Annotated in this window: 10 protein-coding genes and 2 pseudogenes; 7 read left to right on the top strand and 5 right to left on the bottom strand. The window is 62.3% G+C overall.

What is annotated here, in order from left to right; genetic code table 11:
• Positions 1-129 (top strand): annotated as a pseudogene (locus BFP89_RS29575) (3-(3-hydroxy-phenyl)propionate transporter MhpT); the annotation flags it as partial.
• On the opposite strand, the gene BFP89_RS00015 reads toward BFP89_RS29575, so the two are convergent.
• From BFP89_RS00015 to BFP89_RS00025, 3 genes are all read right to left on the bottom strand, one after another.
• On the bottom strand, positions 107-1,054 hold the full coding sequence (locus BFP89_RS00015; protein ID WP_065883065.1) for a SphA family protein: 948 nt from the start codon (positions 1,052-1,054) through the stop codon (positions 107-109). The pseudogene BFP89_RS29575 and the gene BFP89_RS00015 sit on opposite strands and share 23 nt — an antisense overlap.
• Positions 1,055-1,135: 81 nt before the next feature.
• Positions 1,136-1,903: a coniferyl-alcohol dehydrogenase gene (locus tag BFP89_RS00020; RefSeq protein WP_065883067.1), complete on the bottom strand. Its 768-nt coding sequence runs from the start codon at positions 1,901-1,903 to the stop codon at positions 1,136-1,138.
• Positions 1,904-1,976: 73 nt separating this feature from the next.
• A complete protein-coding gene (locus BFP89_RS00025; RefSeq protein ID WP_065883068.1) occupies positions 1,977-3,452 on the bottom strand; it encodes a benzaldehyde dehydrogenase in 1,476 nt (491 codons plus the stop codon).
• A 270-nt stretch (positions 3,453-3,722) separates the two neighbouring features.
• On the opposite strand from BFP89_RS00025, the gene BFP89_RS00030 reads away from it, so the two are divergent.
• Positions 3,723-5,477 carry a sigma-54-dependent Fis family transcriptional regulator gene (locus BFP89_RS00030; RefSeq protein ID WP_065883069.1) on the top strand — a complete coding sequence of 585 codons (1,755 nt, stop codon included), beginning with the start codon at positions 3,723-3,725 and terminating at the stop codon, positions 5,475-5,477.
• A gap of 326 nt (positions 5,478-5,803) precedes the next feature.
• Positions 5,804-5,995: pseudogene (locus tag BFP89_RS26835) on the top strand (LysR family transcriptional regulator); the annotation flags it as partial.
• Positions 5,996-5,998: 3 nt separating this feature from the next.
• Here BFP89_RS26835 and BFP89_RS00040 read toward each other — a convergent pair.
• Positions 5,999-7,621 (bottom strand): methyl-accepting chemotaxis protein, encoded by a 1,623-nt coding sequence (locus BFP89_RS00040; RefSeq protein WP_065883073.1) that lies wholly within the window; start codon positions 7,619-7,621, stop codon positions 5,999-6,001.
• A gap of 227 nt (positions 7,622-7,848) precedes the next feature.
• Entirely contained in the window at positions 7,849-8,694 is an 846-nt protein-coding gene (locus BFP89_RS00045) for an SDR family NAD(P)-dependent oxidoreductase (RefSeq protein ID WP_065883077.1), read from the bottom strand.
• Positions 8,695-8,844: 150 nt separating this feature from the next.
• On the opposite strand from BFP89_RS00045, the gene BFP89_RS00050 reads away from it, so the two are divergent.
• The 4 genes from BFP89_RS00050 (at position 8,845) to BFP89_RS00065 (ending at position 15,486) form a co-directional block, all read left to right on the top strand.
• Positions 8,845-9,783 carry a LysR family transcriptional regulator gene (locus BFP89_RS00050; protein ID WP_065883078.1) on the top strand — a complete coding sequence of 313 codons (939 nt, stop codon included), beginning with the start codon at positions 8,845-8,847 and terminating at the stop codon, positions 9,781-9,783.
• Positions 9,784-9,927: 144 nt separating this feature from the next.
• On the top strand, positions 9,928-10,731 hold the full coding sequence (locus BFP89_RS00055) for a response regulator transcription factor (protein WP_065883080.1): 804 nt from the start codon (positions 9,928-9,930) through the stop codon (positions 10,729-10,731).
• A complete protein-coding gene (locus BFP89_RS00060; protein WP_083207981.1) occupies positions 10,731-13,133 on the top strand; it encodes a hybrid sensor histidine kinase/response regulator in 2,403 nt (800 codons plus the stop codon). Before BFP89_RS00055 ends, BFP89_RS00060 begins: the two co-directional genes overlap by 1 nt.
• Position 13,134: 1 nt before the next feature.
• Complete coding sequence (locus tag BFP89_RS00065) at positions 13,135-15,486, top strand: TonB-dependent receptor (protein WP_065883082.1); 2,352 nt, start codon at positions 13,135-13,137, stop codon at positions 15,484-15,486.
• The last annotated feature ends 311 nt before the right edge of the window (positions 15,487-15,797 follow it).

The raw sequence follows: 15,797 nt of genomic DNA on the forward strand, positions 1-15,797 counted from the left end.
CTCCTTGCCGCCGGCGCCGGCACCGCCGGGGTACTGCTGGCGACGTCCCCCGGAGTGGTGATTGCCGCACTGACCATCATCAGCGTGATGGTGCGTACGGCGCCCACTAGAACTTATGCAGCCAATTGAGCACCAGTTTGTTGCCCTCGGTGCGGTTCTGCGCCTGCTGTTCAAAGTAGGCGTTTACCGATAGCACCTCTTCCTTGCTGAACGCATAGACCAGGCCTGGGCCGATGGCCCAGACCTTCTCCCGGCGTCCGCTCACGGCGTGTCCGTCGACCCGGGTATCAGTGATCTGCTTCAACCAGTAGCCGTTGACCCCCACGCTCAGTTGCTGGTTCAAGGCATATTGCAGCGTCAGATTGGCATGCAATGCCTGCCCGGCCTGGGTATCGGAAACATCCCCGAAGCCTGCCTGCGGGTCGTCATTCTTGCCATTCCACAGGTACATGAAACGCCCGCTCGCCGACCATTTCGGGCTGAACCAGTACGTCGCCGCGTAATACGGGTTGAATGACCAGAAGTTGCTGCCGGGGTTGATCGAACGATTGCGGTCATAGGCTCCCACCGGGATCGACACATCAGCCTCCACACGCTGGGTCAACAGCGGGCTGCCATCGGCGCGGCTCAGGGTCGGCAGCTGCAGGAAGGCACCGACCGTCAGATCACCGAAGCCGGCACGGGAACTCAGCGCCGCATTGTTCAACCCATCGTCGACATTCACATGGGCCAGGGAGGTGTTGATCAGGGTGAATCCCGGCATCGCGCCATTGGCCAGGGGTTGGCCGACGTAGATGATCTGCGTGGTGGGCGCCACCACTTCCACGTCCTGCCTGGGCAACGCCAGCTTGTTGCCGTGGGCATCGTTGAAACGGCTCGCTCGGGAGTACGTCAGGTATTCCTCCAGGTACCAGCCGGGCCCCGCCGGGGCCGGTGAGCCGTCGTAGAAACTGGTGGTGCCCAGGTTGAGTCCGGGCAGGTCATAAGCATGTGAAATCGGTGACAGTGCGACAAACGTGGTGGCTGCAACCGTCCGCAAGATAGGCTTGAGCATCTTGTATGTCCTGTATTTTTGTTGTTGTTCAAGACTCCCGGCACGGAGGGGCCGCACCGGGATTTATCGCTGTAGCAGGCCCTACACGTAGGTGGCGGCCAACCCACCATCCACCGGCAGATTGACCCCGTTGACCCAGCGCGAAGCGTCCGAGCAGAGGAAGGCAATCACCGCCGCCACCTCATCGGCCAGGGCTGGACGGGTCATGCGCCGGCTGTCCTCGGCCACCCGCTGCGGCCCGAGCATGCTGACGAAATCGCCGAGAATCGGGGTAAACACCGGCCCCGGCGCCACGCAGTTGATACGCACCGAGTGATCGCGAAACCAGCCCTGGGATTGCTGGAAGCTCCACACGATCAGCGCTTCCTTGAAGTATTGATAACAGCTGGCCTGCTCCACCGGATTGGCCGCCAGCCACTGCTGCCCGGCCTCGAAGCTGGACGTCGCGGCCAGGGCCTTGTGCAGCTCCAGCCGTTGCGGCCATTGCGCGCCAAGCACCGAGGCGACATTGACGATGCTGCCGCCCGCCGGCATGCGTGGCAGCAGCGCTTGAGTCAGGTGCCGCAGCCCCAGGTAATTGACCGTGGCCACCGCTTGCGCGGGCGCCGTACCGGGCACCCCGGCGATGTTGCATAGCCCGTCGACCCGCGCGGGCAGGCGCGCCACCAGGGCATCAATGCTGGCCGGGTGGCCCAGGTCAGCCTGGAAGAAGTCATCCAGGGTCAGTTGCGGTTCATGGCGATCAACGCCGATCACCGTGGCACCCTGGAAACGCGCGAGCCGCGCCAGTTCGGCGCCAATGCCGGAAGCGACACCGGTGACAATCAGGGTTTTGTTGTGCAGGTTCATGTTCAAGCCCTCTTATTTTTGTATAGGCATGGGTGTATCAAAGCGATGCGCCAGGGCCCGGAACGGCCACGGCTCAGAATGGATAGACAGGCGGCGTATTTTTCACCGTGACCCACTGCCACTGGCTGTACTCGTCCCAGTCGGCCGGCCCGCCGACGCTGCCGCCATTGCCGGAGGCACCGCGCCCGCCGAACGGGTTGATGCATTCGTCGGCCACGGTCTGGTCGTTGATGTGCAGCAGACCGCAGTCCAGCCGCTCACCGATGGCCATGGCGCGCCCGACCGACGGCGAGATGATGGCGGCCGAAAGGCCGTACTCCGTGCGGTTGGCCAGTTCGATCGCTTCCTCGTCGGTGGAGAAACTGACCACCGTGGCCACCGGGCCGAACAGCTCTTCCTCAAAGGCGCGCATCCCCGGACGTACGCCACTGAGCACGGTGGGCTGGTAGAACAACCGGTCATAGTCGCCGCCCGCCTCCAGCCGTGCGCCGGCCTGTACGCTGTCACTGACGATCTCGTGCACGCGCTGCAGTTGCCGTTGGTTGATCAACGGGCCGAGCGCCGCTTCACCCTGGGCGGCATTGCCCACAGTGAGCGCCCGCGCCTTGTCCACCAACTTGCGGGTGAGGCTTTCGGCGATGGATTGATGCACGAGAATCAGCCCGGTCGCCATGCAGATTTGCCCCTGATGCAGCCAGGCGCCCCAGGCTGCATTGCTCGCGGCCAGGTCGAGGTCGGCGTCTTCGAGAATGATCAGCGGGTTTTTCCCGCCCAGCTCCAGTGCAACCTTTTTCAGGTGTCGACCGGCCACTTCAGCGACTTTGCGCCCCGCCGCCGTGGACCCGGTGAATGCAATCATCCGCACATTCGGATCGCGGCACAGCGCTTCCCCCGCCGGCGCCGCGCCGGGCAACACCTGCAGCAGGCCCTTGGGCAAGCCCGCCTCTTCGAACAGCCGGGCAACGAGAAAACCGCCGCTGACCGGAGTCTGTGGGTCGGGTTTGAGCACCACGGCATTGCCCGCCGCCAGCGCCGGGGCCACTGAACGCAGTGACAGCACCAGCGGGAAGTTGAACGGTGAAATCACCCCGACCACGCCGTGGGGCTGGCGCCGTGCATAGGACAGTCGGCCTGCTGCACTGGGCAGCACCACCCCGTGAGGTTGGGACAACAGCCCCGCTGCCTGATGCAGCAGCACAATCGCTTCACGCACTTCGTGCTCGCCCTTGAACAACGCGCCGCCGGTTTCCCGGGCGACGTACAGCGCCAGCTCGGCGAAGGACCGCTGGGCCAGGTCCGCCGCTCTGCGAAATACCTCGGCGCGCTCCCGTGGGCCCAACGCAGCCCAGGCAGGCTGCGCCAGGGCCGCGCTGCGGCAGGCGATGGCGATGTCGGCCGCATTGGCCATGGCGCAGCGCATCAGGGGTTCGCCGGTGGCGGGTTCAATCACGTCAATCACAGATCCCGAAACGGGAATCCAGTCGCCGTTGAACAGGCATTCGGACGCGATGGCCCGCTGTAGAAAGAGGGTGGTCTCAGACACTGGCATTGGCAACTCCGGTTCTTGTAATTGTCATCGTCTGCACAGGGTGCACACGCCGCATCCGGTCTGGAGCAAAGGCTGTGCCGCTTGCACCCAACGGCGCGTACATAAACCGGCGAGGGCTCTGGGTCGAGGCCTGCCATGCAGCGTTCACACGCCTGGGGCGTTCACCGGCAAAAAACCCGGGCTCTGCCACTTGTTCAATTGATAAGGTTATGTTTTATAACTATCTGAGCAGTTGCTCATATCGATCACTCGCTTTGCAGGGGCATAACAATGACTAATCCCCACAGCGCGCTGCCCGACGACCGGATGGCCACCGCGCCCTACCCTCCGCGCGGCGACAGTCGCCAACTCAGTGACAGCAGCTCGCCCACCACGGCGGAACTGGCCGACTGCCTGTTCTTTTCCCCCGAAGACGGGCGCATCTGGCTCAACGATCAACGTATGTTATTGCTGCACAGTTCGTCGTTCGGCGCCCTGCGCGCCGAGGTCATCGAGCGCCTGGGACTGGACCAGGCCCGGGGCCTGTTCACCCGCACCGGTTATGCCTCCGGCGCACGGGATGCGCGCTTGATCCGCGAGCGCTGGCCACAGGCCGATGCCGCCGCGGTGTTTCGCGCCGGGACTCATCTGCACACCCTGGAAGGCATGACCAAGGTCGAACCGCTGCACTTCAAGTTCGATGCCGACTCGGGGTTCTATGAAGGGGAGTTTCTTTGGCACCACTCGTGCGAAGCCGATGAACATGTGGGGGCCTACGGCATCGGCCAGGACCCGGTGTGCTGGACCGAAACCGGCTATGCCATCGGCTTCGTCAGTGGTCTCTTCGGGCAAATGGTGATTTTCCGCGAAGTGGAATGCCGTGGCATGGGCCATCGCCGTTGCCGCGTGATTGGCAAGACCGCCGAGCAATGGGGGGATGTCGAGCAGGACCTGCGCTACCTGAATGTGTCCCAGGCCGTCACTGGCCCTGCTCCCCCCACGCTCGCAGGCCCCGTCGCCAGCAGTGGCGGAACCCGCCAGCCGCAACCGTTGGTGGGCGCCAGTGCCGCGTTCAACGCGGCGATGCAAGCGCTGCAACGGGTCGCGCTGACCCCGGCAACGGTGTTGATCAGCGGTGAGTCCGGCGTGGGCAAGGAGATGTTTGCGCGCCAACTGCACCAGCTCAGTCGTCGCCATGACAGCCCGTTTGTGGCACTCAATTGCGCCGCCATCCCGGATAACCTGGTGGAGGCCGAACTCTTCGGTGTCGAACGCGGCGCCTACACCGGCGCGACGCACTCGCGCCCCGGGCGGTTCGAACGGGCCCAGGGTGGCACCCTGTTCCTGGATGAAATCACCAGCCTCAGCCTGCCCGGGCAAAGCAAGTTGCTGCGAGCCTTGCAGGAACGGGAAATCGAACGGGTCGGCGGGGTGCGCGGGATCAAGGTGGATGTGCGCGTGGTGGCCGCCACCAATATCGACCTGCGTAAAGCGGTGGCAGACGGAAGCTTTCGCGAAGACCTGTTCTACCGGCTGAATGTATACCCCATCGCCCTGCCCCCGCTGCGTGAACGCCGGGACGACATCCCGCTGCTGATCAATGCGTTCCTGACGCGCTTCTGCCAGGACTACGCCCGGACCCCGGCAGGCCTGACCATGCGCGCCCTGAAGACGTTGCTGCGCTACGACTTCGCGGGCAATGTGCGCGAACTGCAAAACCTCATCGAACGCGGCCTGATTGCAAGCGATGAAGGCCAGGCCATTGACCTGGTGCATCTGTTTCGCAACGAACCGATGCCCGCCGAGCCCTATGGCCTCGACGACCAGGGCGGCCTGTCAAATACCGCGCAGGCGCCGCGCTCGACGCTGCTGGGTACCCTCGACTCGTTGGACCAGGGAGTTTCCATCGAAGGCCTTGAATCGCGCCTGATCACTGAAGCGTTGCAACAAAGCGCCGGCAACCTGGCTGCGGCCGCCAGACTCGTGGGGCTCAGCCGTGCTCAATTTGCTTACCGTATGAAGAAGCACCAGCGGCAAACCCCTTGAATGGCAATTAGTGCTTTAAAAGCTTTACCCAATTAAGTATTCAGATCGAGTCCATATCCGTCTCTGCGGTAACGGCCACTTAGGGTTCCGCCCAACGGCGGCTCACTTTTGAAAAGCGCAAAAGTAAGCAAAACGCTCTTGCCCCACCACTCGACACCTCGCCTGGGCTCGGTGTGCCAGCGTGGTTTAACGGGGCGCCTGACATTGGTGTTCTTGAGCACGCCTTCGCGCGCAAACCTCGTTCCTGCAAGGAACACGCAATCCCTTGTAGGAGCGAGCTTGCTCGCGAAGAACTCACAGGCGCCGCATTTATCCAGGCAGCACACGGTAACGACAGCCTCGCGGAAATCGACTGCCACATCCGCTTCGGCCTCGAAGCGGCCAACCATTGCAGCAGTCAATTGCTGGTGATGGAACGACATATGGCAGTGGCCAGCCCGGAGTTGTTCGTCAATGGCCAGCCGCCGGATCTGCGGCAGTTTCCACTGCTGCACATCCTGCATGACGGCAAACGCTTAACGCTAGAGCTGAAACTTGCTCACTTCAAGTTGCAGGCTGGTGGCGAGGCTTTTTAATCCGCCGCTGGTTTTAAGCAACTCCTGAACGGACATATTATTTTGCTCGGCCATCTGCGCTGAGCGCTCGACATTACGCGCAACATCCTGGCTTGCAGCCGTTTGTTCACGCAAGGCAAACGAGATTTGATCGACCACCTTCAGGACTTTGTCCGAGCTGTCGCGGATCTCGACAATGGCGTGACCGGCAGTACCCGCCATTTCCACGCCATGATCCACTTCCTGAACGCCGCTGCGCATGCTTTCAACGGTGTCGCGTACGCCAAGCTGAATTTTCTCGATCATGCTCGCGATTTCCTTGGTCGACTTGCCAGTGTTCTGCGCCAGCAGCCGCACCTCATCGGCTACCACCGCGAACCCACGACCTTGCTCACCCGCGCGGGCCGCCTCAATCGCGGCGTTGAGTGCCAGTAGATTGGTCTGATCAGCGATGCCCTGGATGACACTGACGATCGAGGAAATTTGCTCCGAGTGTTGACCCAACCCCGCGACCTGGGTGGAGGAAAGCTGCACCGTCTTGGCAATCCCCATCATGCTGGACAGGGTATTTTCAATGACCTGCGCACCGTCGTTCGACTGCTGGCCTGAACGGGTCGCCAACTTGTGGGCTTCATCCGCGTTTTCGGAGACGTGATGAATACTGACCGTCAGTTCTTCGACGGTGGCCGCCATCATCGACGCCGACGTCGATTGTTCTTGAATGGCGCCGGAAAGCTGCTCGGATGCGCCGGATATTTGCTGCACAGCCACGACCAGTTGACTGGCGGCCTGACTGATCTGTTGAATCATTTCACGCAGGCGATTCTGCATACGGTCAAAGGCTTTGGGCAACTCGTCATGGCTGCTCGTGTCGATCACGGTGTCGAGTCTGCCGTTGGCAATCGCCGTGGCGGCGTCAATCGCCAGTTGCAGGCGCGCGGTGGTGCTTCGGCCCAAAGACGTGGCCAGAATCACGGACAGAATCGCCGCTGCAACGCCGCCGCAAAACAGGACCACCAACGCAAAATGCTTGGCGTCGGTCATTTGCTGAGTTCTGGTATCCAGGAGTTTGTTCTCGGCGTCAGCAATCTGCGATAACACAGCGCGCATGCTGTCCATCTTGGTCTTGTCAGCGCCCGATGCAATGCGCTGGCCCAGCTCTTCGTCAGGTGCATTGCGCTGGGTCAAATCTCGGCGCTGGGCAATGATCGGGTGGACATCTTCGTCGACCCAACGCTTCTGGATGTCGCCCAATGCAGCGAGGCGTTGTTGTTGCTGCGCATTATCGGCCGTCAGGTTTTTCAGTAGGGCCAACACTTCGCCAAAGCGTTTTTCTCCCGCTATCGTCGGTTCCAGAAAAGCATCTTTTGACGATATGACAAAACCGCGCATGCCGGTTTCAATATTGATCAATTGTTCTAGCGCTACCTGAATGCCACTGAGAACCTCATAGCTGTGAACGTTACTCCTGGTCGCCTCTTCAACCTGCCCGAAGCCCCGGTAAGCGCTTATTACCAACAGTCCAATCAACAACACAATAATGAAGAAGCTGACATAGAGCTTTTGCGAAATGCTGAGTTTGTTGAGCATTGTGTAAGTCCCGAGATGGGCCTTTCCCTGGCCGTATAGAGGCGTGTAAATGCACACTACGAAGGCAAACCCGCAGAACACCTGGTTTACTCAAACCTCAACGATTGTATCGGCGCGCTTTTTCTTTCTTTAGCACGTGTTGTACGAAAACGTACGTCGAAAGATCCCACAACCAAAGAACAGAGAACTCGACCTCGGAAAAGTCACCGCATGCTGAGCAGAAATACTCAACACTCCTTGATTTCGTTCCAACGTTGCGCAACCTGCTCGGCACTGGCGGCTCTGACGCGGGCCAGATCGACGGGATAGTCGACACCCGGGTTTTCGACAAACCGCGTCGCCGTGAACTGGCCGTTGCTGGCGCGCAGCACATAGCCCGAATCCTTGCATTGCTGCGATGCCAGAAAGGCCACGCCAGGCGCCACCCATTCGGGCTTGAGGTTTTCCGGCGCTTCGGTCACGCCCCACATACGCGTCTTGGCCACCGGCGATACCGCGTTGACCAGGATGCCCACGGGTGCGCCTTCGATACTCAACGCGTTCATGATGCCCAGTTGGGCCATCTTGCCGGCGGCGTACGCCACCAGGCCCGGTTGCGCGTAGTGCTGATACATCGCACGGTCGGAAGACGTCAGCACGACCCGCGCGGCGGTGGAGTGTTTCAGATATTTCCAGGCAAACTTACATAACCATACGGGCGTATAAATATTGATATCCACCGCGCGCCCCATAAACAGTGCGTCAGCCTCTTCAATGGGTTGATAACCGACCCAACCGGCATTGTGAATCAGGATATCGAGTTGCCCAAATGCCTCGATGGCCTTTTCCACCAATTGCTGGCAACCCTGTTCGGTGGACAGGTCACCGTGGTGCCCCACCACGCGCAACCCTTTGTCCTTGAGGGTGTGTGCCGCGTGCATGGCAATCGAACCATCGCCCCCTGCGCCGAGCTTATCGGCCCCGACATCACTGATCACGACGTTGGCGCCCAAAGTGGCTAACAGGCGCGCATAACTAAAGCCGAGCCCCCGACCCGCGCCCGTTACAATCGCAGTTCTTCCGGTAAAGTTCATTGGCTATTTCCTCTGGAGTGCCCTTTACCCTAACAATGTCTGTCGGACCTGTTTAATACTAACGGCGGCCAAAGTTGATACCTGATTAATATCAAGTTAATGTCGAGTCCATGTAAGCCTGCTGATCAGTTCAATGAAGGAACAGAAGAAATGATCGAAACCCGCCTGCTGCGCCAGTTCATCGCCGTGGCTGAAGAGTTGCATTTCCACAAGGCAGCCCTGCGCCTGCACATGGCCCAGCCGCCGTTGAGCCAGGCGATCAATCGGCTGGAAGATAAACTGGGGTTCAGGCTGTTCACCCGCAATAAACGCGGGGTCCACCTGACCCCCGCCGGCGGTGCGTTCCTGAAGGCTGCCTACAGCACGCTCAAGGAGCTGGAGCTCGGCATCGAACGTGCCCGTCACGTGTCCGAAGGGATCGCGGGCACACTGACGGTGACCGCAGTATCGATCGCCGGCTACGAGTCGCTGCTCAATACCTTGCGTCAGTTTCGCGAGGCCTTCCCCAAGGTCCAATTGGTCATCCGGGAGATGCCCTCCGCCAGCCAGGCCAAGGCCATCCTCTGCGCAGAAGCGGATATCGCCTTCATGCGCCAGCTGCCGATTTCGGCGCAAAACTTCGAATCACGTCTCGTGCTGAATGAAGAGATCGTGCTGGCGCTGCCCGTTCATCACCCCAAGGCTGAGGAGGACCGGATTGACCTGCGGGATTTCGCCGGGGAAGACTTCGTATTCACCCCCGAAGCCTTGGGGCCCGGCTATCACAGCCAGCTTATCGCCTTGTGCGAAGCTGCCGGTTTTTATCCCAGGGTGGTGCAGGAGGCCGCACAGATCCAGACCTTGATCGGCTTGGTGGCCTGTGGTTTTGGCGTCGCGCTGGTGCCTGAGTCAATTGCCAACTCAATCACGCGCGACAAGGTCCTGTTTCGCCGGATCTCTACGCTGACCGCCGCCCCCAACCCATCGATCGGCCTGTACATGGGCTGGAACACCCTCAACCAATCACCGCTGATGGACAGCTTTATTTCCCTCCTCGACTTCAACGCCGACTCCCGGGTTGAAAGGACGCTGGCCGCCCAGGCCAGCTAAGGCGTGACGTGACTTATCGTTGCAAAACGCTCTAAAGTGCGGCAATCCGGCAGGCAGACAACGCTCGAACGAAGGCCTGCCGGCGAATCCCCCCGGGTTCGCTGACGATGTCGCGGCAACAAAACAGATAAGAGAACCTGGCGAATGAACAATGGCCACTACGACAGGCAGGCAGCGACTGCGCAGGACGCGGTGCCGCATATTCTGCTGATCGACGACGCCCCTGAAGATATCCGTGCCACGCTCATTCTGCTCAAGACCCAGTCCTGGCGCGTCTCGGTTGCCAGCGATGCCCATCAGGGCTATCAACGGGCACTTGCCCTGCGTCCGGACCTGATCGTGCTGGATGTTCACATGCCACACATGGACGGCTTCAGCCTGTGCAGGCTGTTACGCGAGGCGCCGGCCACCCGGCATACGCCGATCCTGTTCCTGTCATCGGCAAATACTTCACTGGAACGCCTCGAAGGGCTGGCCGTGGGCGCGGTGGACTACATCCCCAAATCCTACGCTCCCGAGGAAGTGCTGGCGCGCATCCGGATTCATCTGCAATTGACCTGGCGAGCGCCGCCGCCCGTTCAGGCCAGCCTGGCCGAGCCAGCACCGCAAGGCGATGAAATCGTGTTGAGGGCGGCCATGCGCGTGATTGAACATCAACTGGACGACATACCCTCCCTGCCCTGCCTGGCACAAAAAGTCGGCACCCATGAAAAACGCCTCTCGGCGATTTTCCGTGAGCACCTGGGGCTGACCGTGTTCGCCTACATTCGCGATGCAAGGCTGCGGCGGGGCCAGGCACTGCTCTGCGAAAGCGCCATGAGCGTGCAGGACGTCGCCGAACTGGTGGGCTTTCGCAATGCGTGCAACTTCACCACCGCATTCCGCCAGCGCATCGGCATGACGCCCAGTCAGTTTCGCCAGCACTCCCTGGGCAACGAGCAGGCCTGATGCGGTTTCTACAGTGCCTGTTGCTGACAATGGCATTGCTATTCGCAGGCCTGCTGCGCGCCGCCCCCGTGGATATGTGCCGGGCCGAGCACCTGGACCTGATGCCCACGCTGCATGTGTTCGAGGATACCCAGGCCCGCTTGAGCGTGGACGATGTTGCTCGACTGCCCGAAGCGCGTTTCGCCACCCCACGCCCAGGCTGGCCGACCCAAGGCTATAGCCGCTCCGCGTTCTGGTTGCGCGTGCAGCTCACCAACGCGAGCGACGTGGCGTGTTCGCGCCTGCTGGTGGTCGGGGCGCCGCGCCTGGAGGACATTCGCGTCTACCAGCGCGCCGATGGACACTGGAGCGATGCACGTGCCGGCAACGCCCATCCCTTGATCGAATGGCCCCAGCCCCCCTCGCGTCAGCCCGCGTTCCCGATCTCGCTGGCCGCCGGGGATCACGTCACGGTGCTCATCCGCGTGACCAGCCATTTCCAACTGCTGCTGGAGCCGCAACTGTGGTCGGAACCGGCGCTGTTGCGCAGTCAGCAACAGACCTACCTGAGCGACGGACTCACCCTTGGCATCGTCCTGCTGGTCGTGCCATTCGGCCTGATCGTCGGCTGGATCCTGCGCTCCCGGTTGCTGACCGTGAATGCGGGTGCGGTGCTCAGCTACATCCTGCTGACCGGCATCCTCAACGGCTACCTGGTCTACTGGCCCGCTGCGCTGGGCTGGACGCGCGAGTGGCTGACCTGCGCCAGCGTAATCTCGTTCATCCTGTTTGTGGCCTACATGCGCGTGCTGCTGCAGGTATCGCGCCTGCCCAAAGCCATTGGCTGGAGCTATGGGTTGCCCCTGTCGGGCTGCATTCTGGGCCGACTCTGGTGGCTGAACGTCGATCCGGTCCAGGGCGCACAACTGGTCCAATGGTCGCTGATCAGCTTTTATGCCGTGCTGCTCGCCACATTAGGCATGGCCTGGCGCCGACGCCTGGGTTACAGCTGGATGGCCTGGCTGGTGCCGGGACTCTTGCTGGGCCAATTGCTGATGCGGATGTTCTTCCCGCAGGAACAGTTGCCCTGGCAGTCGCCGGCCAGCAAATACAGCTTATCGTCCACGTTGGCGGGCGTGGCGTTGCTGGTGTGCACCCTGATCATGGAAGTCGTGCGCAGCCGCGACCGTGAAAGGCACGCGCTGTCCAGCCTTGAACAACAACGCCAGGCCGAGCACGAACGCCTGGAAAGCACGGTGGCGCTGCGCACCGCGCAGTTGCGCGAATCCCTGGCGGCGCGCAGCGCCTTGATGGCGCGGATCAGTCACGACCTGCGCTCGCCGCTGGTACGCATCATCGACTATGCGCGCCTGCTGCACGCCGGGCCGAATCGCGATTATCCAGCCACGATCGAACGCAATGCGCGCCAGCAACTGGAACTGATCGATGAGATGCTCGAATTTTCCCGTGGCGAGCTGGAGCACATGCAACTGACCCTCGCGCCGGGTTACCTGTACGGTTTCCTCAAGGAGATCATTGATGAGGCCGGCTTTCTCGCCGCGCGCCAGGGCAACACCTTCGAAGCGCGGCTGGCCGATGACCTGCCGCCACTGGTCGAGGCCGACTTCACACGTCTGCGGCAAATCCTCATGAACCTGCTGGCGAACGCGGCAAAGTTCACCCGCGACGGCCAGATCCGGTTCGAAGTCAGCGCTGACCCGGGCGCGACGGCTGAGAGCGTGGCGCTGCGCTTCAGCGTGATCGACACCGGTATCGGCATCGACCCACATGAGTTCGAACACCTGCTGCAACCGTTCCGCCGCGGCCGCAATGCACAGCGCTATGACGGCAGCGGGCTGGGCTTGTCGATTGTCACGCAGTTGCTGGCGCGCATGGACAGCCGGCTCGAACCACACACCAGTGAACGGGGCGGCAGCCACTTCAGTTTTCGCCTGCGACTCAACTGCGCCGGGGAACAGGATCTGGAACTGGGCATCGTCGACAACAACGCCGCGCCGCTCGACGGCCGGGGCAAACATATTCTGCTGGTGGATGACGCCTTGCAGAACAGCGAATGGCTGTACGACCTGCTGGCCGGCTATGGGTTTGACGTGAGCCTGGCGGCGGACGGCGAAGCCGCCCTGGCCTGCCTGGCCGCACAAACGGTCGATCTGCTGATCAGCGACCAGATGATGCCCGGCATGGACGGCTGGGAGCTGCTGCGGCAAGTGCGCAATCACTGGGGGCCTCTGCCCGTGATGCTGTATTCGGCGATCCCGCCACGCCGGCCGCAGGATTATCCGGATGCCCTGGCGTTCGACGCGGTACTGCTCAAGCCCGCCGACAGCCGAGCATTGCTGGCCTGGGTCAAGGCGCTGGCCTGCCCGGACACGGTGCGTCGCGAGATGGCCAGGGAGGTTTAGCATGCCGGGTCCAGGTTATCCGCTGCTCTGGCTCGGCTGTGTCGTGGCACTGCCCTGGGCGCCGGCAAATGCCGCACCGGAAGCCCCCGGCCTGCTCACGCTGGATGAATCAACCGTCACCGCCAGGCGCCGCGAGGAAGCGGTGCAGGACGTACCGATGCCAATCAGCGTGCTCTATGGTGATCAACTGGACGAGGCCGGCCTGCATCGGCTTCAGGACATCCAGCAGCGGGTACCCGGCCTGGTGGTGTCCGGTCATGACGCCCGCTTCGCCGGGTTCGGACTGCGCGGCTTGGGCGCCACCCCCTACAACGATGGCCTGGAAGGCAGCGTCGGCACCTACGTCGATGGCGTTTACCAGGCGCGCCAGGGCATGGCCTTCACCGAGTTGATGGACATCGAACGCATCGAAGTCCTGCGCGGGCCGCAAGGTACCTTGTTCGGCAAGAACACCAGCGCCGGCGCGCTGAGCATCATCACCCGCCCACCCACCTTTGAACCTGAAGCCAGCCTTGAAGCCAGCCAGGGCGAGCACGGTTTGCGCGAATATCGCGGCGTGGTTTCCGGGCCGCTGCAGGATGACGTACTGGCCGGGCGCCTCAACGTGTTCAACCGTTCGGCTGATGGCTCCGTGCGCAACCTGCAGGATGGCACGCGCCTCGGCGACACCGACAGCCAGGGCCTGCGCGGGCAATTGCTGTGGACGCCGAACCCGGACTTCAGCGCGCGCCTGATCGCCGACCATGCCGAGCAAAACGAGGCCGGCAATGTGCTGTTGGCCAACCACTACAGTGCCCAGACACGCCAGCGCGCCAGGTTCCTTGGCTATGCGCTGGCAGAACCCTCCCCTTACCAACGCGAGACACGCGTCGACGCACCGGGCCGTCCGCAGACCGTGCAGAACGGCGTGTCATTGGAGTTGAACCAGGACCTGGACGCGGCCACGCGTTTTACCAGCATCACCGCCTACCGCGACTGGGATTACCGCGCGACCCGCGACGGCGACAGCACTGCGCTGTCGGTCGCCGAGTCCGCAACCGCGCTGGGTCACCGGCAGTTCAGCCAGGAATGGCGTGTGTCCGGCACGGCGGGCCCGTCCATCGATTATGTCGCCGGGCTGTATTTCCTGCGTCAGCAGCTCGACCGCAGGATCGACGTCGAATTCGGCAAGGACGCCGCGCCATGGTTCGTCGGCGACCAACTGGCGTCGCTGAAAAAAAACTATGGCATCATCTTCACCGCGCCAAACCAGGTGCCGGCCATGCTGCTGGAGGGCGCCCGGCAACGCTCCGACGGCGAACAGAAAGGCGAAAGCCGCGCCGTTTTCGGTCAGGTGTCCTGGCGTCCGATAGATCGGCTGGAACTCACCGGCGGCCTGCGCTACAGCCAGGAACGCAAGGACGGCTGGATCTTGCGCGATGTCAGCCACCTCGCTCCGCTGAATGGATTGCCGCCGGCTTTCCAGGCGGGCGGGCAATTGCTGCGTGGCATCGCACTCGGCGGTGATTATTACCGCGAAGACTCGATTGAAGAACACAGCCTCTCCAGCCTGCTCAGCGCCAGCTACCGCTTCAACGATGCGGTGATGGGCTATGTCAGTGCGTCGCGGGGCTACAAGGCCGGCGGGATCAACTTCGACGTGGTCGGCCTGTTCGCCGCCCCCACGTTCGAGCCGGAGCGCGCCACCTCGCTGGAACTGGGCGTGAAGACGCGCTTCTGGGAAGAGCGCGCCATGCTCGACCTTGCCGTCTACCAGACCGACGTCGACAACTACCAGGCGCTCACCTACAGCCCGCCGACCTCGCCGTTCGCGCCACCGCTGCGCGACAACCTGATCAACGTCGGCAAAGTCCGCCTGCGCGGCATCGAACTGGATTCCTCCTGGCAACTCGCCGACCCACTCGCCGCACGCCTGGGCCTGGCCTGGAGCGATGCGCGCTACCGCAGCTTCCCCAACGCCCCCTGCCCCCCGGCCTCGGGCCAGTGGAACTGCGACCTCAGCGGCGATCGTCTCTACAACGCGCCGCAATGGAGCTTCAGCGCCGGCCTCGACCACGTCCACCCGCTTGCGTATGGACTGCAAGCCTACAGCGCTATCGACTACAGCTTCAGGAGCGGCTACTACGGCACCCTAGAAGGCGGCGAAGGCAGCTATCAACCCGGCTACGGCCTGACCAACCTGCGCCTTGGGTTACGCAGCCAGGACCGTGCCTGGGAAGTGGAAGGCTGGGTGCGCAACGTCTTCGACCGCCAGTACATCAGCGCCGTGTACTCATTGCTCGGCGCCGGTGACTACGGCGTCATGACCGGCAGCGAACGCACGCTTGGCACCACCGTCAGGCTTCGCTACTGACCCTAGGTATCTACACAACGCTGCAGCGCCAAACGTAACCACGATGCGAAGCGAGGCGCCTTGATCTGCTTTTGATCTCAGGCGCCCCGTCAAACCATGCTGGCTGAACGCAGGAGCGGATATGCCCCCGGCATCCTGGTCGGCCCAGAGGCCGCCATCGGGGGCAAGCCCCCTCCCACATTTGCACCGGGATCGGCACAAGATACCGGTCGGCTCTAAGGCCGCCGCGCTTTTGCTTTTGATCTCAGGCGCCCCGTTAAACCACGCTGGCCGAACGCAGGCTTGAATCCGTGGGCAACCCGGCAGGACGC

The sequence above is a fragment of the Pseudomonas sp. 31 R 17 genome, assembly GCF_900004915.1.
Classification (GTDB): domain Bacteria; phylum Pseudomonadota; class Gammaproteobacteria; order Pseudomonadales; family Pseudomonadaceae; genus Aquipseudomonas; species Aquipseudomonas orientalis_A.

Bases quoted from the DNA above. Each gene is read 5' to 3' on its own strand.
- BFP89_RS00025 (WP_065883068.1), bottom strand. From the start codon at position 3,452: ATGCCAGTGTCTGAGACCACCCTCTTTCTACAGCGGGCCATCGCGTCC.
- BFP89_RS00060 (WP_083207981.1), top strand. From the start codon at position 10,731: ATGCGGTTTCTACAGTGCCTGTTGCTGACAATGGCATTGCTATTCGCA.
- BFP89_RS00030 (WP_065883069.1), top strand. From the start codon at position 3,723: ATGACTAATCCCCACAGCGCGCTGCCCGACGACCGGATGGCCACCGCG.
- BFP89_RS00015 (WP_065883065.1), bottom strand. From the start codon at position 1,054: ATGCTCAAGCCTATCTTGCGGACGGTTGCAGCCACCACGTTTGTCGCA.
- BFP89_RS00040 (WP_065883073.1), bottom strand. From the start codon at position 7,621: ATGCTCAACAAACTCAGCATTTCGCAAAAGCTCTATGTCAGCTTCTTC.
- BFP89_RS00020 (WP_065883067.1), bottom strand. From the start codon at position 1,903: ATGAACCTGCACAACAAAACCCTGATTGTCACCGGTGTCGCTTCCGGC.
- BFP89_RS00055 (WP_065883080.1), top strand. From the start codon at position 9,928: ATGAACAATGGCCACTACGACAGGCAGGCAGCGACTGCGCAGGACGCG.
- BFP89_RS00045 (WP_065883077.1), bottom strand. From the start codon at position 8,694: ATGAACTTTACCGGAAGAACTGCGATTGTAACGGGCGCGGGTCGGGGG.
- BFP89_RS00065 (WP_065883082.1), top strand. From the start codon at position 13,135: ATGCCGGGTCCAGGTTATCCGCTGCTCTGGCTCGGCTGTGTCGTGGCA.
- BFP89_RS00050 (WP_065883078.1), top strand. From the start codon at position 8,845: ATGATCGAAACCCGCCTGCTGCGCCAGTTCATCGCCGTGGCTGAAGAG.